The sequence below is a fragment of the Nocardia sp. NPDC052001 genome (genome assembly GCF_040680615.1).
In the GTDB taxonomy this organism is placed as follows: Bacteria; Actinomycetota; Actinomycetes; order Mycobacteriales; family Mycobacteriaceae; genus Nocardia.
In genome coordinates this window covers 748,811-773,177 of the sequence record NZ_JBFAXC010000001.1, presented here as the reverse complement: position 1 = coordinate 773,177, position 24,367 = coordinate 748,811, and the positions used below count along the sequence as shown (strand labels likewise).

Annotated in this window: 27 protein-coding genes; 14 read left to right on the top strand and 13 right to left on the bottom strand. The window is 66.8% G+C overall.

Features of this window, described 5'->3' with window-relative positions:
- Positions 1–161: 161 nt before the first annotated feature.
- The 3 genes from AB0L82_RS03690 to AB0L82_RS03680 are packed head-to-tail and all read left to right on the top strand — an operon-like array spanning position 162 to position 3,507.
- On the top strand, positions 162–314 hold the full coding sequence (locus tag AB0L82_RS03690; protein WP_364630491.1) for a hypothetical protein: 153 nt from the start codon (positions 162–164) through the stop codon (positions 312–314).
- Positions 311–2,809, top strand: coding sequence for a sensor histidine kinase KdpD (locus tag AB0L82_RS03685; protein WP_364630488.1), 2,499 nt, complete (start codon positions 311–313; stop codon positions 2,807–2,809). The genes AB0L82_RS03690 and AB0L82_RS03685 overlap by 4 nt, the downstream gene beginning before the upstream one ends.
- The gene (locus tag AB0L82_RS03680; RefSeq protein ID WP_364630485.1) at positions 2,806–3,507 is read left to right on the top strand and encodes a response regulator; all 702 of its coding nucleotides are present in this window, start codon (positions 2,806–2,808) and stop codon (positions 3,505–3,507) included. Before AB0L82_RS03685 ends, AB0L82_RS03680 begins: the two co-directional genes overlap by 4 nt.
- 3 nt (positions 3,508–3,510) lie before the next feature.
- Here AB0L82_RS03680 and AB0L82_RS03675 read toward each other — a convergent pair whose 3' ends face one another.
- Together AB0L82_RS03675 and AB0L82_RS03670 are read right to left on the bottom strand one after the other, a co-directional pair.
- A complete protein-coding gene (locus AB0L82_RS03675; RefSeq protein ID WP_364630483.1) occupies positions 3,511–4,707 on the bottom strand; it encodes a cytochrome P450 in 1,197 nt (398 codons plus the stop codon).
- 147 nt (positions 4,708–4,854) lie between these two features.
- Positions 4,855–5,292, bottom strand: a complete 438-nt coding sequence (locus AB0L82_RS03670; RefSeq protein ID WP_364630480.1) for a MarR family transcriptional regulator — start codon at positions 5,290–5,292, stop codon at positions 4,855–4,857.
- A gap of 82 nt (positions 5,293–5,374) precedes the next feature.
- On the opposite strand from AB0L82_RS03670, the gene AB0L82_RS03665 reads away from it, so the two are divergent.
- The 7 genes from AB0L82_RS03665 (at position 5,375) to AB0L82_RS03635 (ending at position 10,393) form a co-directional block, all read left to right on the top strand.
- Positions 5,375–6,040, top strand: coding sequence for a maleylpyruvate isomerase family mycothiol-dependent enzyme (locus AB0L82_RS03665; RefSeq protein ID WP_364630477.1), 666 nt, complete (start codon positions 5,375–5,377; stop codon positions 6,038–6,040).
- Positions 6,041–6,100: 60 nt separating this feature from the next.
- On the top strand, positions 6,101–6,769 hold the full coding sequence (locus AB0L82_RS03660; protein WP_364630474.1) for an HAD family phosphatase: 669 nt from the start codon (positions 6,101–6,103) through the stop codon (positions 6,767–6,769).
- Between the two features lie 74 nt (positions 6,770–6,843).
- Complete coding sequence (locus AB0L82_RS03655; RefSeq protein WP_364630471.1) at positions 6,844–7,308, top strand: OsmC family protein; 465 nt, start codon at positions 6,844–6,846, stop codon at positions 7,306–7,308.
- On the top strand, positions 7,305–7,586 hold the full coding sequence (locus tag AB0L82_RS03650; protein ID WP_364630468.1) for an acylphosphatase: 282 nt from the start codon (positions 7,305–7,307) through the stop codon (positions 7,584–7,586). The genes AB0L82_RS03655 and AB0L82_RS03650 overlap by 4 nt, the downstream gene beginning before the upstream one ends.
- A 36-nt stretch (positions 7,587–7,622) precedes the next feature.
- Positions 7,623–8,738 (top strand): hypothetical protein, encoded by a 1,116-nt coding sequence (locus tag AB0L82_RS03645; RefSeq protein WP_364630465.1) that lies wholly within the window; start codon positions 7,623–7,625, stop codon positions 8,736–8,738.
- Positions 8,738–9,904 carry a glutathionylspermidine synthase family protein gene (locus AB0L82_RS03640; RefSeq protein WP_364630462.1) on the top strand — a complete coding sequence of 389 codons (1,167 nt, stop codon included), beginning with the start codon at positions 8,738–8,740 and terminating at the stop codon, positions 9,902–9,904. The genes AB0L82_RS03645 and AB0L82_RS03640 overlap by 1 nt, the downstream gene beginning before the upstream one ends.
- A 39-nt stretch (positions 9,905–9,943) precedes the next feature.
- Complete coding sequence (locus AB0L82_RS03635) at positions 9,944–10,393, top strand: DUF350 domain-containing protein (RefSeq protein ID WP_364632749.1); 450 nt, start codon at positions 9,944–9,946, stop codon at positions 10,391–10,393.
- On the opposite strand, the gene AB0L82_RS03630 is transcribed toward AB0L82_RS03635, so the two are convergent.
- From AB0L82_RS03630 to AB0L82_RS03605, 6 genes are all read right to left on the bottom strand, one after another.
- A complete protein-coding gene (locus AB0L82_RS03630) occupies positions 10,390–10,977 on the bottom strand; it encodes a dihydrofolate reductase family protein (RefSeq protein ID WP_364630459.1) in 588 nt (195 codons plus the stop codon). The two genes, AB0L82_RS03635 and AB0L82_RS03630, sit on opposite strands and share 4 nt — an antisense overlap.
- Before the next feature lie 111 nt (positions 10,978–11,088).
- Entirely contained in the window at positions 11,089–11,946 is an 858-nt protein-coding gene (mutM, locus tag AB0L82_RS03625) for a bifunctional DNA-formamidopyrimidine glycosylase/DNA-(apurinic or apyrimidinic site) lyase (protein ID WP_364630456.1), read from the bottom strand.
- Positions 11,947–11,952: 6 nt separating this feature from the next.
- Positions 11,953–12,717 (bottom strand): ribonuclease III, encoded by a 765-nt coding sequence (rnc, locus tag AB0L82_RS03620; RefSeq protein ID WP_364630453.1) that lies wholly within the window; start codon positions 12,715–12,717, stop codon positions 11,953–11,955.
- A gap of 19 nt (positions 12,718–12,736) precedes the next feature.
- Positions 12,737–12,919, bottom strand: a complete 183-nt coding sequence (rpmF, locus tag AB0L82_RS03615) for a 50S ribosomal protein L32 (protein WP_330182376.1) — start codon at positions 12,917–12,919, stop codon at positions 12,737–12,739.
- A gap of 81 nt (positions 12,920–13,000) precedes the next feature.
- On the bottom strand, positions 13,001–13,615 hold the full coding sequence (locus AB0L82_RS03610; RefSeq protein WP_364632747.1) for a DUF177 domain-containing protein: 615 nt from the start codon (positions 13,613–13,615) through the stop codon (positions 13,001–13,003).
- Between the two features lie 76 nt (positions 13,616–13,691).
- Positions 13,692–14,438: a DivIVA domain-containing protein gene (locus tag AB0L82_RS03605; RefSeq protein WP_364630449.1), complete on the bottom strand. Its 747-nt coding sequence runs from the start codon at positions 14,436–14,438 to the stop codon at positions 13,692–13,694.
- 252 nt (positions 14,439–14,690) lie between these two features.
- On the opposite strand from AB0L82_RS03605, the gene AB0L82_RS03600 reads away from it, so the two are divergent.
- The gene (locus AB0L82_RS03600) at positions 14,691–15,227 is read left to right on the top strand and encodes a GtrA family protein (RefSeq protein ID WP_364630446.1); all 537 of its coding nucleotides are present in this window, start codon (positions 14,691–14,693) and stop codon (positions 15,225–15,227) included.
- A 273-nt stretch (positions 15,228–15,500) separates the two neighbouring features.
- A complete protein-coding gene (locus tag AB0L82_RS03595) occupies positions 15,501–16,625 on the top strand; it encodes a hypothetical protein (RefSeq protein WP_364630443.1) in 1,125 nt (374 codons plus the stop codon).
- Between the two features lie 58 nt (positions 16,626–16,683).
- Here AB0L82_RS03595 and coaD read toward each other — a convergent pair whose 3' ends face one another.
- The 3 genes from coaD to AB0L82_RS03580 all read right to left on the bottom strand — a co-directional run bounded on the left by coaD (position 16,684) and on the right by AB0L82_RS03580 (position 21,219).
- Positions 16,684–17,169, bottom strand: a complete 486-nt coding sequence (gene coaD, locus AB0L82_RS03590; protein ID WP_364630440.1) for a pantetheine-phosphate adenylyltransferase — start codon at positions 17,167–17,169, stop codon at positions 16,684–16,686.
- A gap of 77 nt (positions 17,170–17,246) precedes the next feature.
- The gene (gene rsmD / locus AB0L82_RS03585) at positions 17,247–17,804 is read right to left on the bottom strand and encodes a 16S rRNA (guanine(966)-N(2))-methyltransferase RsmD (protein ID WP_364630437.1); all 558 of its coding nucleotides are present in this window, start codon (positions 17,802–17,804) and stop codon (positions 17,247–17,249) included.
- Positions 17,805–17,814: 10 nt separating this feature from the next.
- Complete coding sequence (locus tag AB0L82_RS03580) at positions 17,815–21,219, bottom strand: pyruvate carboxylase (protein ID WP_364630434.1); 3,405 nt, start codon at positions 21,217–21,219, stop codon at positions 17,815–17,817.
- A 205-nt stretch (positions 21,220–21,424) separates the two neighbouring features.
- Between AB0L82_RS03580 and AB0L82_RS03575 the strand changes: the two genes are divergently transcribed.
- The gene (locus tag AB0L82_RS03575) at positions 21,425–21,604 is read left to right on the top strand and encodes a DUF1737 domain-containing protein (protein WP_364630431.1); all 180 of its coding nucleotides are present in this window, start codon (positions 21,425–21,427) and stop codon (positions 21,602–21,604) included.
- Between the two features lie 3 nt (positions 21,605–21,607).
- On the opposite strand, the gene AB0L82_RS03570 is transcribed toward AB0L82_RS03575, so the two are convergent.
- Together AB0L82_RS03570 and AB0L82_RS03565 are read right to left on the bottom strand one after the other, a co-directional pair.
- Positions 21,608–21,979, bottom strand: coding sequence for an SgcJ/EcaC family oxidoreductase (locus AB0L82_RS03570; protein ID WP_364630428.1), 372 nt, complete (start codon positions 21,977–21,979; stop codon positions 21,608–21,610).
- Positions 21,966–22,874, bottom strand: coding sequence for a helix-turn-helix domain-containing protein (locus AB0L82_RS03565; protein WP_364630425.1), 909 nt, complete (start codon positions 22,872–22,874; stop codon positions 21,966–21,968). The genes AB0L82_RS03570 and AB0L82_RS03565 overlap by 14 nt, the downstream gene beginning before the upstream one ends.
- Before the next feature lie 102 nt (positions 22,875–22,976).
- Between AB0L82_RS03565 and AB0L82_RS03560 the strand changes: the two genes are divergently transcribed.
- Complete coding sequence (locus AB0L82_RS03560) at positions 22,977–24,191, top strand: DUF445 family protein (protein WP_364630422.1); 1,215 nt, start codon at positions 22,977–22,979, stop codon at positions 24,189–24,191.
- The last annotated feature ends 176 nt before the right edge of the window (positions 24,192–24,367 follow it).

Here is a 24,367-nt window from a genome sequence, read left to right as displayed (position 1 = left end):
CGGCCGGATCGGTCCCCGTCAGCCGAATGGGCGACTGTCGCCGGAATCACGACACGCGGGCGTTAAGAAAGCGTCAGCATCGGCCGCCGCGGCGAAATCGACGGTCATCCTTGGGAGTCCGGCCATGGCGGCCGGGCTTTTCCGCCGACTGAGGAGAGATCGTGCCGGACATCGTCGTTCCATTGATGGTGATCTTCGGATTCCTGGCTGCCGCGCTGTTGCTGCGGGTGCTCGCGAGCACCGAACCGAATCGGGCGCGGGTGCGCGCGGCCCGCCCGGACTTTCCGGCCGCACGCGTGATGATGGACGAGTGAAACGCGGCCAGCTACGGATCTACCTCGGCGCTGCCCCCGGAGTGGGCAAGACGTTCTCGATGCTGTCGGAGGCACATCGGCGGCTCGAACGCGGTCGCGATGTGGTCGCGGCCGTGGTCGAGACGCACGGGCGATCCAAGACGGCCGAGATGCTGGCGGGGATCGAGCGGATCGCCCCCAGGATGATCGAGTATCGCGGCACCACGCTGCCCGAACTGGATGTGGAGGCGGTGCTGCGGCGCGCGCCCGCGGTGGTGCTGGTGGACGAGCTGGCGCATACCAATGTGCCGGGCAGCAAAAACGAAAAGCGCTGGCAGGACGTGCAGGAACTGCTGGACGCCGGGATCGATGTGGTGTCCACGGTGAATGTGCAGCACCTGGAGAGCCTCAACGATGTGGTCGAGCAGATCACCGGGGTGGTGCAGCGGGAAACCGTGCCGGACTGGGTGGTTCGCTCCGCCGATCAGGTCGAGCTGGTCGATATCACCCCGGAAGCGTTGCGGCGCAGGATGTCTCACGGCAATGTGTACGCGGCGAGCAAAGTCGATGCCGCACTGCGCAATTACTTCCGGCCCGGCAATCTGACCGCGCTGCGCGAACTCGCGCTGTTGTGGCTGGCCGATCAGGTGGACGCTGCCTTGGCGAAATACCGTGCGGACCACAAGATCACCGATACCTGGGAGGCGCGCGAACGCCTGGTGGTGGCGGTGACCGGTGGCGGCGAATCCGAGACCATCGTGCGGCGCGCCAGCCGCATCGCCGCCAAATCCAGCGCCGAACTCATTGTGGTGCACGTGGTTCGCGGTGACGGGCTCGCCGGGGTGTCCGCCCAGCGGATCACCCGGCTCCGCGATCTGGCCACCGGACTGGGTGCGAGCCTGCACACCGTCACCGGCGACGACGTCCCCACCGCGCTACTGGATTTCGCGCGTCAGGTGAACGCGACCCAGTTGGTGCTGGGCACCTCGCGGCGCTCACGCTGGGCGCGCATGCTCGACGAGGGCATCGGCGCGACCGTGGTACAGGAATCCGGCAAGATCGACGTGCACATGGTCACCCATGAGGAATCCAATCGCGGTTTTCGCTGGTCCTCGCTCACGCCCCGCGAGCGCAAACTCGGATCCTGGTCCGCCGCACTACTGGTGCCCTCGCTCATCTGCCTGCTCACCGCCCTGTGGCTGGACAGCTGGCTCAATATCGGCGGCGAGAGCGCGGTGTTCTTCATCGGCGTCATCGTGGTCGCGCTGTTCGGCGGCATCGCGCCCGCGACGCTGTCGGCGCTGCTCTCCGGTGTGCTGTTGAACTGGTTCTTCACCGCACCGCGCTACAGCCTCACCATCGCCGATCCGGATAACTTCCTCACCATCGTGGTGCTGCTGATGGTCGCGGTGGCGGTGTCGGCGCTGGTGGATGTGGCGGCCAAACGAACTCGCGAGGCGCGCAAGGCATCCCGGCAGGCCGAATTGCTGACGCTGTTCGCGGGCGCGGTGCTGCACGGCGCGGATCTGCCGGATCTGCTGGAGCGGGCGCGCGAAACCTTCAATCAGGAAGCGGTCAGCCTCATCACCGATGACGAGATGGTGGCCTCGGTCGGCGAGGATCCGCCCACCGAGGTGATCGACGCCTTCACCGCGGTGGAGGCGGGCGATGACTTGCACTGGCTGCTGCTGCGCGGGCGGGCACTGGCGTCGGGCGATCGGCTGGTGCTCGGTGCGGTCGCGAATCAGGCGGCGGGACTGGTGAATCAGAAGCGATTGCAGCAGGAGGCGGGCGCGGCCCAGGCGGTCATGGAGGCCGATAAGCTGCGCCGCGCATTGCTGTCCGCGGTCAGCCACGATCTGCGCACGCCGCTGGCCGGGGCCAAGGCGGCGGTCTCCAGTCTGCGCAGTGACGATGTGGAGTTCTCCCCCGAGGACACCGCCGAACTGCTTGCCACGGTGGAGGAATCGGTGGATCAGCTGACCGCGCTGGTCGGTAATCTGCTCGATTCCTCGCGGCTCGCGGTGGGCGTGATCAAACCGCAGATGCGGCGCACCTATCTCGACGAGGTGGTGCATCACGCGCTCATGGGCATGGGCACCCGGGGTATGGGCCGCCGCGCCATGAACCGGGTCGAGGTGGAGGTGGGCACGGTCTGCGTGCGCGCGGATTCCGGCCTGCTGGAGCGGGTGCTGGCCAATCTCATCGATAACGCGGTGCGGTACTCCCCCGGCGACTCGCCGGTGCGGGTGACGGCGGAGCACACCGGTAAGCGGGTGGCGATTACCGTGGTCGATACCGGACCCGGTGTACCGACCGGTATGGAAGATCAGCTCTTCGAACCCTTCCAGCGGCTCGGCGATCGCGACAATTCCACCGGCGTCGGCCTCGGCCTGTCGGTGGTGCGCGGATTCGTCGACGCCATGGACGGCACGGTGCACGCCGAGGCCACCCCCGGCGGCGGCCTGACAATGGTGATCGACCTACAAGCATGCGAGGAACAGGAGAACCCGTGACGAACGCGGCGCCGGCGCCGACGAAAGTCCTGGTGGTCGATGACGAACCGCAGATCCTGCGGGCACTGCGCATCAACCTGTCGGTGCGCGGCTACGAGGTGACCACGGCCGCCACCGGGGCCGCGGCCCTGCGCGCGGCCGCCGAGAAACATCCGGACGTGGTGGTGCTCGACCTCGGCCTGCCCGATATGGACGGTATCGAGGTGCTCGCCGGACTGCGCGGCTGGTCCACCACCCCGGTCATCGTGCTGTCCGCCCGCACCGACTCCTCGGACAAGGTCGAGGCCCTGGACGCGGGCGCCGACGATTACGTCACCAAACCCTTCGGCATGGATGAACTGCTGGCCCGCCTGCGCGCCGCGGTCCGCCGCTCGGCGGGCACCGCGGACAGCTCCGAACCGGTGATCGAAACCTCCTCGTTCACAGTCGATCTCGCCGCCAAGAAGGTCACCCGGCACGGCCATGATGTGCACCTCACCCCCACCGAATGGGGCATGCTGGAAATGCTGGTGCGCAACAAGGGCAAGCTGGTGGGCCGCCGGGAGATCCTGCGCGAGGTCTGGGGTCCGTCGTATGCGACCGAAACCCATTATCTGCGTGTGTATCTCGCCCAGCTGCGGCGCAAACTCGAGGACGATCCGTCCCAGCCCAAACATCTGCTCACCGAGGCGGGCATGGGCTACCGCTTCCAGGTCTGAGACCTACTCGCGAGTCAGGCGTAGAGGCAGGGATTTGAGTCCGTTGTTGAGATTGGAGCGGATACGGCGGGCATCGCCGGTCTGCTCGATCTTCGGGAAGCGGGCGAGCAATTCCTCGAAGAAGACGCGGCCCTCCATGCGGGCCAGGTGTACGCCGAGGCAGAAGTGCTGGGCCAGGCCGAAGGACAGGTGCGGGTTGGGGTTTCGGGTGATGTCGAAGCGTTGCGGATCGGCGAAGACGTCCTCATCGCGATTGGCGGAGGTGTACCACATGGCGACCTTGTCACCGGCCTTGATCGGCACACCGCGAATCTCGGTATCCGCGGTGGCGGTGCGGCGGAAGTAGTGCAGCGGATTCGCGAAACGCAGAATCTCTTCCACCGCACCGGGAATCAGCGCGGGGTTGTCCCGCAGCGCCGCCAACTGTTCCGGATGTCGCAGTAGCAGTTGCACTCCCGAGGACAGCATCGTTTTGGTGGTGTCGTTCCCGGCGATCACGAGCTGGGTGAAGAAACTGCCGAATTCGATGTCCGACATGGCCTTTCCGCCGAATTCACCGGCCAGGATGAGTGAGGTCAGATCCGCCTGCGGCTCCCGCTCCCGCCGTGCCATGGAGAACTGGATAGCGTAGATCGCCATTTTCGTCATCTCGGCCGTGGTATCGAAATCGCCGACCAATTCCGGATCCTGTTGACTGGTGGACTGTTCCGCCCACTGCCGGATATCGGGCCAGTCCGCTTCCGGAATCCCGAACAGCCCGCCGACCACCTGACTCGGCAGCACCCCGGCGACCTCGTGCACGAATTCCACGTCACCGCCGGTGTTTTCGAGCAGCCGCCGGGTCAGTGCACGAACCCGGTCCTCCATCTCGCCGATCACCCGCGCCTTGAAATGTTCGGCCAGCGGCCTGCGGTAATCGGTATGCCGGGGCGGATCCATCATGAGCAGCATGTTGCGGGTCTGCTCCAGGCGCTCGGGCGGCTGATTCTCCAGCATCACGCCCTGCTGCTCGGCGGAGAACAGCAGCGGATTGCGCGCCACATGCGCCACATCCGCATGCTTGAGAATCGCCCAGTAACCGGGCTCACCGGGCATGTCCTGCCAGTACACCGGCCGGGTGCCGCGCAATTCGGCGAACATCTCGTGGATCGGCCCGTCCACATAGAGTTCCGGATCGTAGATATCCATGACCGTGCCCACGGCCCACCTCGGTATTCACTTGCGGGTGTATGTCTTTCGATTCGGACGCTAACCGCACACCAGCGCCCGTACTCACGTTCCCCCACACCATCTCATTCAGTGGACACCGTGTCAGCGAAATGGGCGGAACCGCTGGACCGCCACGAATCAGGCGTACGGATCGGTGATTTCACGCAACCGTGCCAGCACCTCACGCAGCTGACCCATGCGCCGCTCGCCCAGATGCGCGGCCCATTCGCGCTCGATGCTCGCCGAGACCTCATTGCCGAACTCGGCCATCCGCCGCCCGCGTTCGGACAACCGCACCAGGCGCGCGCGCCCGTCGGTCGGATCGGGGACGCGCTCCACATATCCCGCGCGCTCGAGCTGATCGACCAGGAATCCCGCGGTCTGCTTGGTCACCTGTGCCCGTTCGGCCAATTCGGTGAGGCGGGTACCGTCCGGGCCGATCTGCGCCGCGAGACGGCCCTGCGCGGTGGTGATATCCCCGTGCCCGGCCTCGACCAGGGCATCGAAGGTGCGCTGTTCCATCGATCGATGGGCGATGAACATGAGCAGCCCCACGTTCATCTCATCGCCTGCCATCGCAACTCCTTGACGTTTAGTCAGATCCTCTTACTATATTAGACAGAGAGGCTGACTAATCCTATCGGAAGCGGGAACCATCATGGATCGCGAATCCAGTTGGCGAATCATCGAACAGCAGCGCCTGGCCATCGCGGATCTCCTGGCCGAACTCTCCGATGAGGAATGGGATCGGCCGTCGCTGTGCGCGGGCTGGCGGGTGCGCGACGTGGCCGCACATGTGGCCTGCGTACCGCTGCGGATTCCCCCGAAAACCATGCTGCGCACCGCGATTCGAGCTCGCGGCAACTACAACCGGCTCATCGACATACTCACGCTGGACTATGCGGCCGACCCGGACCATGACCCGGTGGCGGAACTGCGCGCACACGCCGCGTCACGAAAGCTGCCCGCGCTCACCAACTATCGCAATATCCACTTCGACACCATCGTGCACGGTCAGGACATCGCGATTCCGCTGGGCCGCACGCTGCGCGTCACCCCGCAGGCCGCCGCCGCCGGAGCCGACCGCGCCGTCGAGGTCGGCTGGCCGGTCTGGGATCGGCACCGACTGGACGGGCTGCGCCTGATCGCCACCGACACCGTGTGGACCTACGGCCTCGGCAGTGAGATCCGCGGACCCGCGCTGGCCCTGCTGCTCCTGGTCACCGGCCGAGCCGCCGGACTCGCACAGGTCCACGGCCCGGGCGTGGCCACCCTCGCCGCCCGGCTCGAAAACACCTCGGCCGCACCGGCGGAGTTCGACTGACCGGCCCGTCCGGTCACCCCCGGCGCGCGGGGTCCGGGGGTGACCGGGACGATGGAGCACATGTCTGTTGCCGCGATCGTCTTCGATATGGACGGGGTCCTAATCGACACCGAACCGATCTGGGAGGAGGTGCGGCGGGCGTATATCGGTGAACTGCACGGGCGTTGGCTGCCCGATACCCAGGATCGGTTCATGGGGATGAGCACTGCCGAATGGGCCGCGTACACCAGTGCGGATCTGCTGGACGGGCGGCGCACACCAGATGAGGTTGCCGAGGACGTCATCTCCCGCATGGCGGCCCGGTACGCCGACCACCTGCCGCTGATGCCGGATGCGGTGGAGACCGTGCGGCGCTTCGCCGATCGGTTCACCCTCGGTCTGGCCAGTTCCTCACCGCGCCGACTCATCGATGTGGTGCTGGACCATATGGGCGTCACCGGCCTGTTCCACACCACCGTCTCGACCGAGGAGGTCGAACGCGGTAAGCCCGCACCGGACGGGTACCTGGCCGCGGCGGCCGGACTCGGTATCGAGCCCGCGCACTGCGTGGCCATCGAGGATTCCAGCAATGGCCTGCGCGCCGCGCACGCCGCGGGCATGACGGTCATCGCCGTCCCGCATCCGCGCTACCCGCTCAAGCCGGACGCGCTCGCGCTGGCCTCGTATGTCGCCGAGAACCTGAAGGCGCTGACCCCCGAACTGGTCGTGGACCTCACACCCGTGCGCTGAGTGGAATTCCGCTGACCACGGCACTGTTTCGAACCGAACAGCAGTGAATTCCGCACGAATGCGAGGATCTTGGTATGTCCGAACAGACCGCCGCGCCCCAGAACGCCACCGCCGCCCCATCCGCCGAACCGGTCGAACTGTGGGCCGAGCGCACCGGGACCCGGGCCTACACCGGCCGCAATAATCGCGGCGGCGAGGTGCTCATCGCGTCCGCGGGCGTGCCCGGCGCGTTCACCCCGGGCGAGCTGCTCAAGATCGCGCTCGCCGGCTGCACCGGACTCAGCGCCGATTTCACCCTCTCGCGCAAGCTCGGTGAGAGCTTCGACGCCACCGTGCGCGTCTCCGGTGACGCCGACCGCGAGAACGAGACCTATCCCGAGCTCAACGAATCCTTCGAATTGGATCTCAGCGAACTCGATCAGGCCACCCGCGAACGCCTGCTGGTCGCCGCGCAGCGCTCGATCGACAAGGTCTGCACCGTGGGCCGCACCCTCAAGGCCGGGACCACCGTCAACCTGACCTTCCGCGTCGACGAATGACCGAATCCCCCGTCCGGCTCAGCGCCTGGGCGCACGGCCAGGTGCAGGGCGTCGGCTTTCGCTGGTGGACCCGGTCCCGCGCCCTGGAATTGGGCCTGACCGGGTACGCCCGCAATCACCGCGACGGCCGCGTGCACGTGGTCGCCGAAGGTCCGCGTACGGCGTGCGAAACCCTGCTGAGCCTGCTACGTTCCGGCGACACACCCGGTCGGGTCGACCTGGTCGTTACCGACTGGTTGGACGCCCAGGGCGGCATAATCGGATTCGAGGAGCGCTGATGTGCGCGCAGGTCGAGAAGCCCCAGGAGTCGATCGTTGGCCATTGAACGTTTCGGCGGCACCCCGGACGACCCGAACCGGCAGCCAGACCCGGATAGCTCCGCGAAAACTCCCGATCCCGCCACCCCCGATCCCGCGATCAACCCGGCCACCGGACGCCCGTGGGGCAGCGGGGGACGCACCCTCCCCACGCGCGGCGACTCGCAGGAGACCACCCCCGCGCCCGCCGCCGCACCCGAGCCTGACGCGGCGCCCGAGCCCGTCGAGTCCACCGCGCCCACGGTGTCCTCCGAACCGGCCGGTTCCTCCGAACCCGCCCGTTCCATCGAACCCTCCGGTTCCATCGAACCCGCCGGTTCCACCGAACCCGCCGGTTCGACCGAACCCGCTGTGTTCTCCGAGCACACTGCGTCCCCTGAGCCCGCTGTATCCCCCGAGCGCGCAGCACCTTTCGATGCGCAGCCGACCGCTCCGGTGACCCAGCCGACCGGATTCGCGCCGCCGCCCACCTTCGAACTTCCGGTGCCTCCGGTATATCCGCCGTCGCCGCCGCAGCCCGCACCCCAGCCGCGCCGCGGCAGCGTGAATCGGCAGGAGGCCGGGGTCACCGCGCCCCGGCCGCCCACGGTCGCGGAGGCGCGCGCCCGGGAGAAGGCGCGCAAGCGCGCCGAGGAGGCCGAACAGGCCGCCGCCGAGGCCGCGGAGACCAAGCGCAAGAAAAAGAAGAAGGTGCTCATCGGCGGCGCGGCCGTGGTCGGCGTGGCGGCGCTGGTGGGCGGCGGATATCTCGCGTATGACGCGCTGACCACGCCCGAGGTGACCGCCTACTGCACGGTGGTGGCCAAGAAGGGTCAGGTGGTCGCGGTCGGCAACGGCCAGACCGTCACCGCCACCAGTGACAATCAGGAAATCGTCATTCCGGACAACTACTGCGATGATGCCAAGCGCACGGGCAGTACCGGACTGGGCGGAATCTTCATTCTCAATGGCAGCCAGTACCGCTACTACTACGGTGGCAGCGGCAATACCATCGGCCACGCACCGACCGGCGGCAGCACCGTGCTGCCCAAGGGCGCGGACGTGAAAACCAAGAGCGGCAGCACGATTCAGCGCGGCGGGCTCGGTTCCAAAATCAGCGGTGGAGGTTCTTGATGCGGCGAGTGCGGAGCACTCCGCGCCCGGGTTGGCAGCAGATCATCGAGAGTCAGGGGCTGGTCTACGGCTCGCCCGGACGCGATACCAATGGCCAGCCGCGCCCGTACTGGGACGAATCGGTGCACTACGAATTCGATATGGATGAGATCCTGTCGCTCGAGGCGCAGGTCGAGGTGCTGCACACCATGTGCCTGCACGCCGTCGAACAGATCATCCTGACCGAGCGTTTCGCCGATTTCGGTCTGCCGCAGTGGAGTTGGGAACCCATCGCCAATTCCTGGAAGCGTTCGGACCCGCATATCTACGGCCGCTTCGACCTGCGCTACGACGGTCGCGGACCGGCGAAACTGCTGGAGTACAACGCCGATACGCCGACCTCCCTGCTGGAGGCGGCAATCGTGCAGTGGCACTGGCTCACCGACACCCACCCGGACGACGATCAGTGGAACTCGTTGCACGAGAAGCTGGTCGAGCGCTGGGGTGAGGTGCGCGAGTTGCTGCCCAGCGCGGAACTGCACTTCACCTGGTCCGGCGCGGACGCCTCCGGTGAGGACAATGTCACCACCGCCTATATGCAGGAAACCGCCGCCGAAGCGGGCTTCGACACCATCGCCCTGCCCATCGAGGAAATCGGATTCGATACCGAGCTGGAGCGTTTCGTCGATCTCGCCGAGGCCCCGGTCGACTCCATCTTCAAGCTGTATCCCTGGGAATGGGTGCTGGACGACGACTTCGGCAAACGCGTCACCCAATCCCTGCCGGGCACCATGTGGATCGAACCACTGTGGAAGACAATGCTTTCCAACAAGGCGCTACTGGCGGTGCTGTGGGAGATGTACCCCGGGCATCCGAACCTGTTGCCCGCCTACCTCGATGACCCGCACGAGCTGACCGAATACATTCGCAAACCCAAGCTCGGCCGCGAGGGCGCGAATATGACCATCGTGGGCGCGGGCATGGAAACCGCGACCGGCGGGGTCTACGGCGAAGAGGGCTTCGTCTATCAATTGCTGGACCCGCTACCGGAATTCGACGGTATGCGCCCGGTGCTGGGCGCGTGGATCGTCGGCGACACCTCCGCGGGCCTGGGCATCCGCGAAACAGTCGGCCTGATCACCGATGACACCTCTACGTTTGTGCCCCACCGCATTCCGCAGCCCTGACCCCCAACCTTCCACCCCTACCGGAGGACCCACCAGATGATCACCACGCTCGCGCTCGAATCGGGATATTGGAGCTCACTCGGTCGTGGCGTAGGCGCGATCCTCCTGTACGCGCTGATCGGCCTGGCGCTCATGCTCATCGGCTTCTACGCCGTCGATCTGACCACCCCGGGCAACCTGCGCCATATGGTCGCCCAGGGCCTGCCCAACGCCGTGATCGTCAGCGCCGCGGGCATGCTCAGCATGGCCTTCATCGTGGTGCTGGCCATCTACGCGCAGGCGGGCAAGCTGTCCGAGGGCCTGATCGCGGCGCTCATCTACGGTCTGGTCGGCATTGTCGCCCAGGTGATTTCGGTGCGCGTGATCGAAGCGGTACTCGGCATCGATATCGGCGAGGTACTGAAGAGCCCCACGTTCTCCACCGAGGCTCTCGTCGTCGCCGCCGCGCATTTCGCGCTCGGCCTGGTCGTCGCGGTCGCGATCCTCTAGCGGACCCGGCTGTACTTGAGGAAGGCCACGCCGTCCTCGAACACCCGGCTGGTGAGCACCCGGTAGCGGGTGGCCTCGGGCAGCCGGGATCCGGCCGTGCCGAACAGCGGGCGGCCGTGTCCGAGCACGATCGGGTACAGCTTCAGGAAGATCTGATCGATCTCCGGCAACAGCGTCTGCGCCAGCTCACCGCCGCCGCACAACCAGATGCCCAGCCCCTTCTCACGCTTGAGTTCGCGCACCCGCGCCAGCGGATCGCCGGTGATCAATTCCACATCCGGATCGGGCGACTCGGGCAGGGTCTGCGAGACCACGAACTGCCGCAGATGCGAGTAAGGGCTGGACGTGCCCGTGCGCACCCCGAAATCGTGCGTCTTACGGCCCATGATGACGGTGTCGAAGGTGCTGAAGGGTTTGCGGTCCACACCGAGCGCCTCGCGAACCTTGGTCGGTAGCGTCTCCGGGTACTGCGCGACGATCGCGGGACCGTGATCACCCCCGACCGGGAAGAAGTCCACCGAACCGTCGTCGGAGGCGATGAATCCGTCGATGGTGGCTGCCACGTAATAGGTCAGTTTGCGCATTGGTCCCTCCAGCCGGCACCACACATGCCGCTGTCAAAAAGGTAGCGCTTCAAGGCCTTCGATAGGGAGGCTAGTCCGAACAGCGGGCATGAACTGTCAGTGACGTGGCGATCAGCCGCGGGGCCGGGGCTGGCAGCGCGGGCAGGAGAACGAGGACCGGTTCATGAACTTCTCCCGGATCATCGGCGCACCGCAGCGGCGGCAGGCTTCGCTCTCGCGGCCGTAGGCGTTGAGTGAGCGCTCGAAGTACCCGGATTGCCCGTTCACGTTGACGTAGAGCGCGTCGAAGGATGTGCCACCGGCCTGCAATGCCTCGCTCATCACCGTGCGTACCTCGCCCAGCAGGCCGCGCGCGGCGGGCCGGGTCAGCTTCGACGCCACCCGTTCCCCATGCAGCTTCGCCCGCCACAGCGCCTCGTCGGCGTAGATATTGCCGACCCCGGACACCACGGTCTGATCGAGCAGCACCCGCTTGATCTCGGAGTTCTTGGCGCGAATGGCCGAGACGATCTGCTCGTCATCGACGAGCGGATCCAGCGGATCACGCGCGATGTGCTTGACCGGTTCGGGCACCAGCGTGCCGTCCACCTCGACCAGCTCCGCGAGCTGCCAGCCGCCGAAGGTGCGCTGATCCACGAACCGCAGCTGATCGCCGGTATCGAGATTGGCGATGATGTGCGCGTGCTTCTCCAGGGCGGCGTCGGCAGGCTGCACCAGCATCTGCCCGCTCATGCCCAGATGCACGACGAGGGAGAGATCGGGCTCATCGAAGGTGAGCCAGAGGAATTTGCCGCGCCGCTGCGCGGATTCGACCCGCAGGCCGGTGAGCCGGGCGGTCAGATCATCGGCGCCGGGCAGATGCCGCCGCACCGAACGCGGATGCTTGACCAGCACCGAATCGACGACGCGGCCCACCACATGTTCGGCGAGCCCGCGCCGTACGACTTCGACTTCGGGAAGTTCGGGCATCGGCGGCTACTGCGCCGATTCCCCGGCGGCAGCGGCACTTTCGGCGTTCAACGCCTGATAGGCGGCGCCCGCGGCCTTCTGCTCGGCTTCCTTCTTGGAGCGTCCCACCCCCTGGCCGTACGCCTTCCCACCGATCACCGCGGTGGCGGTGAACTCTTTGTCGTGGTCGGGTCCGGTGGAGGTGATCTCGTAGCTGGGCACGCCGATACCGCGCTCGGCGGTCAGCTCCTGCAGGCTGGTCTTCCAGTCGAGCCCGGCCCCCATGCGGGGTCCACGCTCGAGCAGGTCGGCGAACAGCCGCAGCACCACGCCACGGGCGGTGTCGATGCCGTGCTCGAGATGCACCGCGCCGAGCAGCGATTCCATGCCGTCGGCGAGGATGCTCGGCTTGTTCCGGCCGCCGGTGAGCTCTTCGCCCTTACCGAGCAGCAGATGAGTGCCGAGCCCGCCCGCGCCGAGGGTACGAGCCACCTCGGCCAGGGCATGCATATTCACCACGCTGGCACGCAGTTTGGCGAGCTCGCCCTCGGACTTATCCGGATGCTCCAGATAAAGACGTTCGGTGATGCTCAGGCCGAGAACTGAGTCGCCCAGAAACTCCAGGCGCTCATTGGTCGGGAGCCCACCGTTCTCGTAGGCATACGACCGGTGGGTGAGCGCGAGGCGCAACAGGTCCGGTCGCAGGCCGACGCCGAGCGCTTCGAGCAGGCTGGAATGGTCGGCGGAGTCACCCACGGCGGGCACCTCCGCCGCGTCCTTGCTGGCGGTCACGATCGGCTGGATCAGAGAATCAGACCGCAGCGGTGACCTGGCGGCCCTTGTACGTGCCGCACGAGGGGCACGCGATGTGCGGCAGGGTCTGCTGGCCGCAGGCACGGTTCGGGCAGGTGATCAGGGTAGGCGCACTGGCCTTCCACTGGCTCCGGCGCGAGTGGGTGTTGGAACGGGACATCCGGCGCTTCGGAACGGCCACGACTACTTCTCCTCTGTCCTCTGACTCACGGCGCCATTGTGGCCCGCAAGGATAAATCTGTTGATGGGTCCGGTACAGCGCCTAAGCGCCGCTTCCGGGGGCTGCGTCACCGACGACGTTGTCGTCCGCGACATCCAATTTCGCGAGCCCGGCCCAGCGAGGGTCAAGTATCTCATGACCATGGCCGGAACCCGCAATCGCCATCCGTACGCCGCATTCGGGGCACAATCCGGCACAATCCGGCTCGCAGAGCGGCTGTAGCGGCAGCTCCAGACCGACGGCGTCGATGACGGCCGCTTCGAGTTCGATCATGTCATCGACCAGGCGATGCACTTCGTCTTCCTCGGTGGTCTTCTCGGTATTGCTGTCCGGATAGGCGAACAGCTCGGTGAGATGCAGCTCGATATCGTCGGTGAACGATTCGAGACAGCGCGAGCACTCACCCTCGATGGGCGCGTGCACCGTACCCAGCACCAGCACGCCCTCGGAGACCGACTGCAGGGTCAGATCGAGTTCGACCTCACCGCCCGCGGGGATACCGACCATTTCCAGGCCGATCCGGTTGTCGGTGGTGAAGGTGCGCTGGACCGGGAGGATCGACCCCGGCTTGCGGCCCAGGCGTCGCGTATCCAGATTGAAGCCCGCGTCGTCGACCGTCGTGCGACGGTGACGCGGCTTGGAACCGGATTCGGACATCAAGGACTCACTCACGTTCGGTATGGAATGGGCAACCACCCAACAATACCGAAACGTACTGCTGCGCCCAAACCGGCTACCGGCGGAACTCGGCGGCGTAATCCTGCACGCTCGTACCGGAACGCACCTGGTTGCGGCCGCGGCCGATGATGCGCAGCGTGCTGTGCAGGGTCTCCTCGAAGTCGGCCAGCTTGCCGTCGACGTAGTCATCGCATTCGGTGCGCAGGCGATCGGAATCGGCCTGGGCGGTATCGATGAGCCGGGCGGATTCGACATGCGCGGCCCGGACCACCTCGGTGGCCGAGACCAGGCGTTCCTGTTCGGCCTTACCGTCCGCGACCGAGCGGTCGTAGCTGGCCTGACCGGCGGCGGTCATGCGATCGGCCTCGGCCCGGGCACGGCCGGTGACCATGTCGAATTCCTGGTTGCCCTCGGCGACGACGCGTTCGGCCTCGGCCTCGGCGGAGCTGACCAGGTGTTCGGCGTGCGCGCGGGCCTCGGCGACCATGCGGTCGGCGTGCGCCTTGGCGTCGGACAGGATGCGATCGGCCTCGTCCCGAGCACCGGTGACGGTGTCGTGCGCCTGCTGATTCGCGCCGCTGACCGTGCTCTCGGCGGCATTGCGGGCATCGACCACGATCTTGTCGCGGTGGTCGAGCACATCCTGGGCGTCGTCGAGTTCACCCGGCAGAGCCTCGCGCACATCGTCGAGCAGTTCGAGGACCTCACCGCGCGGGACGATGCAGTTGCGCGTCGGCGGAATGCCCCGCGCCTCCTCGATGATGGCCACGAGTTCGTCGAGCGCTTCGAATACGCGGTACATGTTGCTACCCCACTCTCCTGCCTGGACTACACGGCGAGACCTCCGCGGGAACAAGTCTGCCCTTCCGAGCGCTGTCACCAAGGTTCGAACCCGGCGTGTCGGAGACCTGTTTCACACCACACGAAAAGAAGTGGAGGAAACCCCTCCAGTTGGTTTACATTCAAGCAACAAGAAATTGTTGTGTCGGGACGGCGGAGCCTCTACAGGGATGACTCCGCAGGGCACGTCCCGACGTGTTCGAGGGATATGACGATGGCTGTTCTGGACATGCCGCAGCGGGCCGCAGCGCCCGGCACCGCGCTGGTCGACGCCTACGCATATGGCGCCGAGGCCATGGTCTCCGGCACCGAGGCCGTCCGCACCGCGGGGGCGCGCTGGACCGAACAGGTCGGCGCGTGGTTGCGCGGTGAGCACGCCATCGCCCAGCTGCTGCGGTTCGCCCTCGTCGGCGGACTCAGCAATGTCGGCTATCTGCTGCTGTTCCTGGCCTTCTACGGCGGTGGCCCGCAGCTGGCCAATCTGGCCGGATCCATCGTGAGCACCGCGCTCGCCAATGAACTGCACCGGCGGTTCAGCTTCCACGCGGCCGGGCGGGTGCGCTGGTACACCGCGCAGCTCGAGGGCGGCGGACTGGCGCTGGCGGGTCTGGCGATCACCTCGGCGGGACTGGCGCTGCTGGAATCGACCGCACCCGGGCTCGGCAATATCGCCGAAGCCGCTGCGGTACTGGCGATCACGGCCGCGGTCGGCACCATTCGCTTCCTGACCCTGCGCCTCTGGGTCTTCTGACACTCACTCGCGGCGAATCCCCGCACCCGGCCGAAACTCGGCAGGGGGTGCGGGGATTCGCTATTTCCGGGTACGGCGGAACCCGCTCGGCGATGGCTGCGTCAAAGCAAGCATCGACCGATTGAAAGGGGTTCCTCCCATGCAGAGATCGCACGGATGCCTCGGCGGACGGCGCGATACCCGCCGCCCCACTCCCCCGCGCCCCGCCGGACGAGCGCACGCATCCTGCGTCAGACATGGCTGGCGGCGCGGACGCCCGCGCGGGGAGGGCGAATGAAGCGCCCCGGCGACTCCGCGCCCGATGCCGATACCGAACGCCGACGGCATTGCGCGCCAAAGGGATTGGCCAGGCGACTGCTCGAGGGCTGCGGTTCGCCGGATAACGCGATACCCGGCAGGGAGGGACCGTTCACCGGCGAAATATCCGCACGCGAGAACGCCGCAATCCGCCGGGGACCATCGGCGAGCGGGGTGCCCGGGCGGACGGACACCGCCGTGCCCGGGAGATCGATCGCGAGTGATTCGACGCCCTGGGGCATCTCCATGGCGGCGGGGGTATCCGCGCAGAATTGGCGGGATCGGCATCGGCTGTTGATCGAGGCCGTGCTGCCGGAGATGGCGGAAGGCAGTGTGGTGAGCCATCAATCGGCCGCGGTGCTGTACGGCGCTCCGCTGTGGCGGACCCCTCTGGATCGAGTGTGCGTGACCCGCAATCGCCGGGGCGGCGGTCGCACCCGGCCGTATACGAAAGTGCATGGCTCCCCGCTGGATTCGGCAGTGGAGATCGACGGCATGCTGGTCACCCCGCCCGCGCGCACGGTGATCGATCTGGCGCTGTCCCTGCCGTTCGAGGCGGCCGTGGTGGCGGGTGACGGCCTGACCGGGATGTTCGGCCTCACCGAAGCCGAACTGGCCGAAGAACTCTCGCTCGCGAGATGCCGGCACGGCATCGCCCAGGCCAAACGGGTGGTCGCGGCCCTGGACGGCCGCAGTCAGAGCGCGGGTGAATCCCTGAGTCGCCTGATGCTGCGCCGCCAGGGTCTACCCGCACCCGCCACCCAGGGCAATGTGCTGACCCCCGACGGTCGTTTCGTGGGCCGGGTCGACTTCTACTACGAGGAATTCGCCACGCTCTGCGAATTCGACGGACCGCTGCGCTACGGCCGTCTGCTACACGCCGCGGGCAATGTCCCCGAGGCCCTGCGCCGCGAACAGATCCGCGAAACCTACCTGCGCGCCTTGGGTTTCCACGTCATCCGCTGGACCTGGAACGAACTGCACACCGACGATCCGGCCCGCCGCCTGCGCACCGCCCTGTCCCGCCCGCGCCGCGCCGACGGCCGCGTGGAACCGGCACCGGCCCCGGCCCCGCGCCGGATCCCGGCCCTGCGCCTATAGGCGGAGACGGGGGGCGGTGTGGGTGCGATCGAGCGAGCGCACCCACACCGGCCTCGTATCAGCCCTGGTTTTCCGCGATGCGGGCGAGCAGTGCCTTGTGCACGATCGGGGGCAGCAGATCGGAGATGTCACCGCCGAGCTTGGCGACTTCCTTGACCAGTGAGCTGGATACGAAGGTGTACTCCGGATTGGCGGCGATGAAGTAGGTGTCCACCCCGGTGAGCTTGCGATTCATCTGCGCCATCTGGAGCTCGTACGCGTAATCGTTGGCATCCCGCAGTCCCTTGACGATCGCGGTAACCCCTTGTTCGCGTGCGAAATCCACGAGCAGCCCGCGCCAGGATTCGACGCGCACATTGGGCAGATCCGCCGTCACCTCGCGAATGAGTTCCATCCGCTCTTCGACGGTGAACATCCCCTGCTTGTTGGGATTCACCACCACCGTGATGATCACCTCGTCGAACTGCTCAGCCGCGCGGGCGAACACATCGACATGTCCCTTGGTCACGGGATCGAACGATCCCGGGCACAATGCTCCAGCCATGGCCGAACGCTACCCCAGCGCGCACCGGCCCGGCCGGGCTGCCTGTCGAGCGGCCGGCGCTGGGTCGGCATGGTCGCTCAGGGCTGGTATTCGGCCAGATCCAGGCGGGTTTCGCCGTATACGCGGGACTTCTGCGGCGTGTATCCCTCGGGCCAGATCAGTTCGGGGGAACGGGTGGAGCGTTCGACGACGAGCAGGGCTCCGTCGTGGAGCCAGCCGTTGGCGATGAGGGCGCGCAGGTCGTCCAGGACCTCGGATACCTCGACCGCGTAGGGCGGATCGGAGAAGACGAGGTCGTAGGGGGCGGCCGGGCGACCGCCGAGCGTGCCCGCGGCGGTGGTCATTCGGAGTTCCGCGCCGGGCAGGCCGAGGTCCGAGATATTGCCTCGAATGATCGTGGCCGCCTTGCGGTCGGATTCGACCAGCAGCGCGTGGGATGCCCCGCGCGACAACGCTTCCAGGCCCAGCGCCCCGGAGCCCGCGTACAGGTCCAGGACCCGCATATCGTCGAAGTCCATCCGGGCCTCGAGCAGGTTGAACAGGGCTTCGCGGACGCGATCCGAGGTCGGGCGGGTGCCCGCGGGCGGGACGCGTAGCCGGCGTCCGCCCGCGGTGCCCGAGATGATGCGGGTCATCGGGTTGCGATCATTCGGCCGCGGCCTCGGTGAGCCGGAGTTCGACGAGCAGGTCGCCGCCTTCCACCTGCTGGACCTTGCTGATGGCCACGCGCTTGATGACGCCACCGCGGGGGGCGGTGATGGCGGCTTCCATCTTCATGGCCTCGATGGTGCCGATGGTGTCGCCCGCCGATACCGAATCGCCTTCGGAGACAGCGAGGGTCACCACACCCGCGAACGGTGCGGCGAGGTGGCCCGCGTTGGTCTTGTCGGCCTTCTCGGCGGTGGGGACCTCGCTGGCGATGGAGCGGTCGCGCACCGTGATGGGGCGCAACTGGCCGTTGAGGATGCACATCACCGTGCGCATACCGCGCTCATCGGGTTCGGAGATCGCCTCCAGGCCGATGAGCAGGGTGACGCCCTTGTCGAGCTGGACGCGGTGTTCCTCGTCGTGGCGCAGGCCGTAGAAGAACTGGTTCGCGGACAGGTTGGTGGTATCGCCGAACTTCTCACGATGCGCGAGGAATTCGGAGGTGGGGCCGGGGAAGAGCAGGTTGTTGAGGGTGGCGCGGCGTTCGTCGGAGGTGCCGTTCAGGGCGGCCTCGTCATCGGCGGTGAGCTGGGTTTCCGGCTTGGCCGGACCGCGACCGGCGAGGGCGCGGCTGCGGAACGGTTCGGGCCAGCCGCCCGCCGGGGTGCCGAGTTCGCCTCGCAGGAAACCGATTACCGAATCGGGGATGTCGTAGCGCCCCGGGTCGTTCGCGAAGTCCTCGACGTCGACACCGGTGCCGACCAGCGCGAGGGCGAGATCGCCGACGACCTTCGAGGACGGGGTGACCTTGACCAGGCGGCCCAGCAGCCGGTCCGCCGCAGCGTATTTGGCTTCGACCTCTTCGAACTGATCACCCAAGCCCAATGCGATGGCCTGCTGCCGCAGGTTCGAGAGCTGACCACCCGGGATCTCGTGGTGGTAGACGCGCCCGGTCGGGCCGGGCAGCCCGGATTCGAAGGGTCCGTAGACCTTTCGGAGCGCTTCCCAGTACGGCTCGAGATCGCACACGTTCTGCAGGTTGAGTCCGGTGTCGTGCGGCGAATTCGCCGCCGCGGCAACGATTGCCGAGAGCGCGGGCTGAGATGTGGTGCCCGCCATGGGCGCACTCGCACCATCGACCGCGTCCGCACCGGCCTGCCAGGCGGCCAGATAGGTGGCCAGCTGCCCGCCGGGGGTGTCATGGGTGTGCACATGCACCGGCAGGTCGAATTCGCGGCGCAGCGCGGTCACCAGGGTCGCGGCGGCGGGTGCGCGCAGCAGTCCGGCCATATCCTTGATGCCGATGATGTGCGCCCCGGCCTCGACGATCTGCTCGGCGAGCTTGAGGTAGTAGTCCAGGGTGTAGAGGTCTTCGTTGGGGTTCGACAGATCCCCGGTGTAGCTGAGCGCGACTTCCGCTACCGCGGTGCCGGTTTCGCAGACCGCGTCGATGGCGGGCCGCATCTGGTCGACATTGTTGAGCGCGTCGAAGATGCGGAAGATGTCGATGCCGGTCGCGGTGGCCTCGGAAACGAACGCGCGCGTGACCTTTTCGGGGTACGGGGTGTAGCCGACGGTATTGCGCCCGCGCAGCAGCATCTGCAAATTGATATTCGGCACCGCCTCGCGCAGCGCCGCGAGCCGCTCCCACGGATCCTCGTACAAGAACCGCAAGGCCACGTCATAGGTTGCGCCGCCCCAGCATTCGATGGACAGCAGTTCCGGAGTCATGCGCGCCACATGCCCGGCGACATCGAGCAGACCGTTGGTGCGCACGCGGGTCGCCAGCAGCGACTGATGCGCGTCACGGAAGGTGGTATCGGTGACCGCCACGCCCTGCTGCTGCCGCAGCGCCTTGGCGAAGCCCTCGGGACCCAGTTGCAGCAGGCGCTGCCGCGATCCGGGCGGCGGGGGCACGGTCATATCGAGCGCGGGCAGTTTGTCGTGCGGGTACAGCTTGGTGGGCCGGGTGCCGTGCGGCTTGTTGACCGTGACATCGGCCAGATAGTTCAGGATCTTGGTGCCGCGATCCGCGGAGCTCTTGAGTGTGAGCAGTTGCGGCCGTTCATCGATGAACGAGGTGGTGACGCGCCCGGCGCGGAAATCCGGATCGTCCAGCACCGCCATCAGGAACGGGATATTGGTCGTCACGCCACGAATGCGGAATTCGGCGACCGCGCGGCGAGCGCGCGCCATGGCGGTCTGGAAGTCGCGGCCGCGGCAGGTGAGCTTGACGAGCATGGAGTCGAAGTACGCGCCGACCTCGGCACCGACATTGGTGCCGCCGTCCAGGCGGACGCCCGCGCCGCCCGGGGAGCGGTAACCGGTGATACGGCCGGTATCGGGCCGGAACCCGTTGGCCGGGTCCTCGGTGGTGATCCGGCACTGCAGCGCCGCACCGCGAATAACGATCGAATCCTGGCTCAGCCCAAGATCTTCCAGCGATTCACCCGAGGCGATCCGCATCTGCGACTGCACCAGATCCACATCGGTGATCTCCTCGGTCACCGTGTGTTCGACCTGGATACGCGGATTCATCTCGATGAACACATGATTGCCCCGCTCGTCGAGCAGGAACTCGACCGTGCCCGCGCAGGAGTAGCCGATCTCCTTGGCGAAGGCCACCGCGTCGGCGCAAATCCGTTCGCGCAGTGCGGGATCCAGGTTCGGCGCGGGCGCCATCTCGATGACCTTCTGATGCCGCCGCTGCAACGAACAGTCCCGCTCGTACAGGTGGATCACATTGCCGTGCTGATCGGCCAGGATCTGCACCTCGATATGACGAGGATTGATCACCGCCTGCTCCAGGAAGACGGTGGCGTCACCGAACGCGGACTCGGCCTCACGCGCGGCGGCCTCGATGGCCTCGCGCAGCTGCGCCTTATCCGCGACCCGGCGCATACCGCGCCCGCCACCACCGGCGACGGCCTTGACGAACACCGGGAACTCCATGGTCTCGGCGGCGGCCAGCAGCGCGTCCACGTCCGAGGACGGCTCACTCGAGGCCAGCACCGGCAGCCCGGCGGCCTTGGCGGCGGCGATGGCGCGCGCCTTGTTACCCGTCAGCTCCAGCACATGTGCCGACGGCCCGATGAAGGTGATGCCCTCGGCGGCGCAGGCCGCGGCCAGGTCCGGATTCTCGGAAAGAAAACCGTAACCCGGGTAGATGGCGTCCGCGCCGGAAGTCTTGGCGGCCTTGATGATCTCGGCGATCGAGAGGTACGCCCGGACCGGATGGCCCGGCTCGCCGATCTGGTACGCCTCGTCGGCCTTCAACCGATGGACCGAATTGCGATCCTCGTACGGGAACACCGCGACGGTGCCGGTGCCGAGTTCGTAGGCCGCGCGGAACGCGCGAATGGCGATCTCGCCGCGGTTGGCGACCAGGACTTTGGAGAACATTCGACCAAGGTACCTGCCCTCGCGTATCGAACGGGCATCGAAGTCACCTTCGCAGCAATCTTCACAGTCACATACCGGTCGGTTGCGAATTTGTGTTCATCACCTGGACACATAGCCTCCGGTGAGGTTAGCCGGAACCGCACACCGGGATTCGCCGACTTGCTAAGGCCAGTACCGAAAACACCCGCCCCTCTAGGCTCGCACCATGAACAGCCCGCAGCGCCTGCGCTATCGCCTCCTCACCGGCCCGGACGACGCGACCTTCTGCGAGCGCGTCAGCGCGCTGCTCGATCAGGGCTATCGCCTGCACGGCTCGCCCTCGGTGACCTTCAACGGGACGAATGTCATTGCGGCGCAGGCGCTCGTGCTGGACGGCGAGAGTTGAGCCTCAGCCGCCGAAGGCTCGGGTGATGGGGGCCAGGTCGAAGTAGTCGCGCCAGGCGGAGATTTTGCCGTCGGTGATTTCGAAGGTGCCCATCACCGGGAGATCGGTGGCGGCGGCCGCGGTCCGCAGGGTGTCGGTGCGTTCGTTCATGACCAGATTGCCGGTGACGAGCTGGCGGTGGATGGTGAAGTCGATGCCGTCCAGGGCGGCGGCGAAACCGGCGATGAAATCGCGGATGGCCACGCGGCCGACCACCGGCTCCATGGGAATGTTGTGGTAGACGGCGTCCTCGGTGAAGAACGAGGCGATGTGATCCGGATCGGGTTTCGCCCAGGCCGCGCACATCGCACGGACCAGGGCATCAGGGTCGGACATTGTTCTTCCTTTCGACGCCGTCGCCGATGCGGCGGGCGGCGGCGGCCAATTCGGTGAGGTAGCGGCGGCGTTCGTCGCGGGTGACATCGGTGCGGAGCGGGCCGATCTGGAGTTCCATCACGGCGTGACCGCTGCCGTCGAAGACGGGGGCGCTGATGTAGCTGAGCGGCAGTGGAACGTCCTCGTCGAGGGCGGCCAGATCGTAGGCGGGGCCGACGATGGTGGCCAGCTGCGCCAGCACGCGGCCGCGCAGATCCTTGTTCGCGGGATGTTCGGAGAGGTGATCGGCGACCTCCGACAGCACGCGGGCGGTGGGCAGGCTGTCGGGTTCCAGCCGCCAGGCGCAGAAACCGTTGGCGCGCAGCGTATTCAGGACTTCGCGGTATTCATCGCGGCGTTCGGGACCGCGGGTGTCGAGCCAATCCTGTTGGCGGCCGGGACCGCAGTGCGCGATCATGCCCGCCCCCGCCGGCGCGCGCAGCGGAATGCGGACCCCGGATTTCATGCCGACGGTGAGCCGGTCCCGGGTGACCGCCAGGAATTCCAGGTATTCGCCGTCGATGGCGGTCAGGGCCGCACCGCAGTCGACCTGTTCGGCCAGTCGCTCCAATTCGGTATTGAGCCAGGCGCGATCGCCGCGCGAATCGGCGGCGCGGACACCGAGCGCGGCCAGCGCGGGCCCGACGCGGTAGGTCAGATCGGGCAGGCGGCGCACCCAGCCGCGTTCGGTGAGCGCGGCCAGGATGGCCCCGGCGGTGGAGCGGTTCAGCTCGAGATTGTCGGCGATTTCGGCCGAGGTGAGCGGGGTGCGCTGGGCGGCCAGCAATTCCACGATGGAGATGACGCGCTGGGTGGGCGGGGAGCTGTCGGCCGTCCTCGTCTTGCCAGCGGGCACGCGCGTCTCCTAGCCTCTCGATACGAATAGCCGAATCACAGGATTCGAATAATCGCACCAGGGAGCGGTCATGGCAATACGTATCGCGCGGCAGCTCGCGTCGTGATCGCGGATTTCACCGAGCACTGGCTGCTGTACTGCTCGATTCCGGTGGTGGCGGCCCTCATCGGCTGGGTGACCAAGATCGTCGCCGTGCGGATGCTGATGTACCCGCTCGAATTCCGCGGCATCCCACCGTGGTTCGGCTGGCAGGGGGTGATCCCCCGCTCGGCACCACGCATGGCAACCATCGCCGTCGACCTGATGTTCGGCAAGCTCATCGATCCGCAGGACATCATCGCCCGCATCGATATCGCCGAACTGACAACGCGTTTGCGCGAACCGCTGGACGCGGGCGTGGACTACATGGTCCGCGAGATGATGCTGAAACATCAGCCGCGGCTGTGGGTGAATATGCCCGATGCCGCGCGGCGCGCGATCATCGAACGCGCGCAACGGGATCTGCCGCGCCTGATCGAGGACATCGTGTTCGATCTGCGCACCAATATCGATCAGGTGATGGATCTGCGCGGTATGGCGATCAGCGCGCTGGTGGACGATAAACGGCTGCTGGTGGAGATGGTGCGCCGGGTGGGCGCGCATGAGCTGCGCTTCATCGTGCGGTCCGGGCTGATCTTCGGCACGGTGCTGGGTTTCGTGCAGATGATCACCTGGGCGTTCACCCATTCCTCCTGGCTCATGCCCGCTTTCGGCGGTTTCACCGGTCTGGTGACGGATTGGCTTGCGCTGCAGATGATCTTCCGGCCGGTCAAGCCGATCGGCATCGGACCGTTGCGCTGGCAGGGCCTGTTCCATAAGCGCCGCGAGCAGGTGTGCGCCGATTACGGCGATTTGATCGCCACCGAAATCCTCACCCCCGCACGGATTCTGGAGGCCGTGCTGAACGGTGAGCGTGCCGACCGGTTGGCGTCACTGCTCAATCATCACGTCAGCGAATTCCTGAACGTACAGACCGGTCCGGCGAAACCGCTCATGCTGCTGGTCGCGCGGGACAGCTATACCGCCATCGAACGCGATGCCGTCACCTTCGTGCTCGAGCACGTCCGCGCCGCCGCGCATTCCGGCTTCGACCGGCATGCCATCGAGGCCCTGGACGTGCGCAGTCTGGTCATCGAGAAGACGAAACAGCTCACCGATGACGAGTACGAGGGCCTGCTGCGCCCGGCCTTCAAACAGGACGAGTGGAAGCTGGTCGCCATCGGAGCGGTCCTCGGATTCCTCGTCGGCGAACTTCAGGTTCACCTCATACTGGCGTGACCGGACCGATCCGCTGTCCGATTGCCACCCCGGTTCGGCAACGGCCGGGGGCGCTCCCGCGTACGATGAGTGCCTTGCGTATGAGAATTCAGACCGCCGAATTCGCACGCTACGCAGCCGCATCGCGATGGCGAAACGCCACGCAGTAATAAGAAATAGCGGCAAGTCCCTTCAAA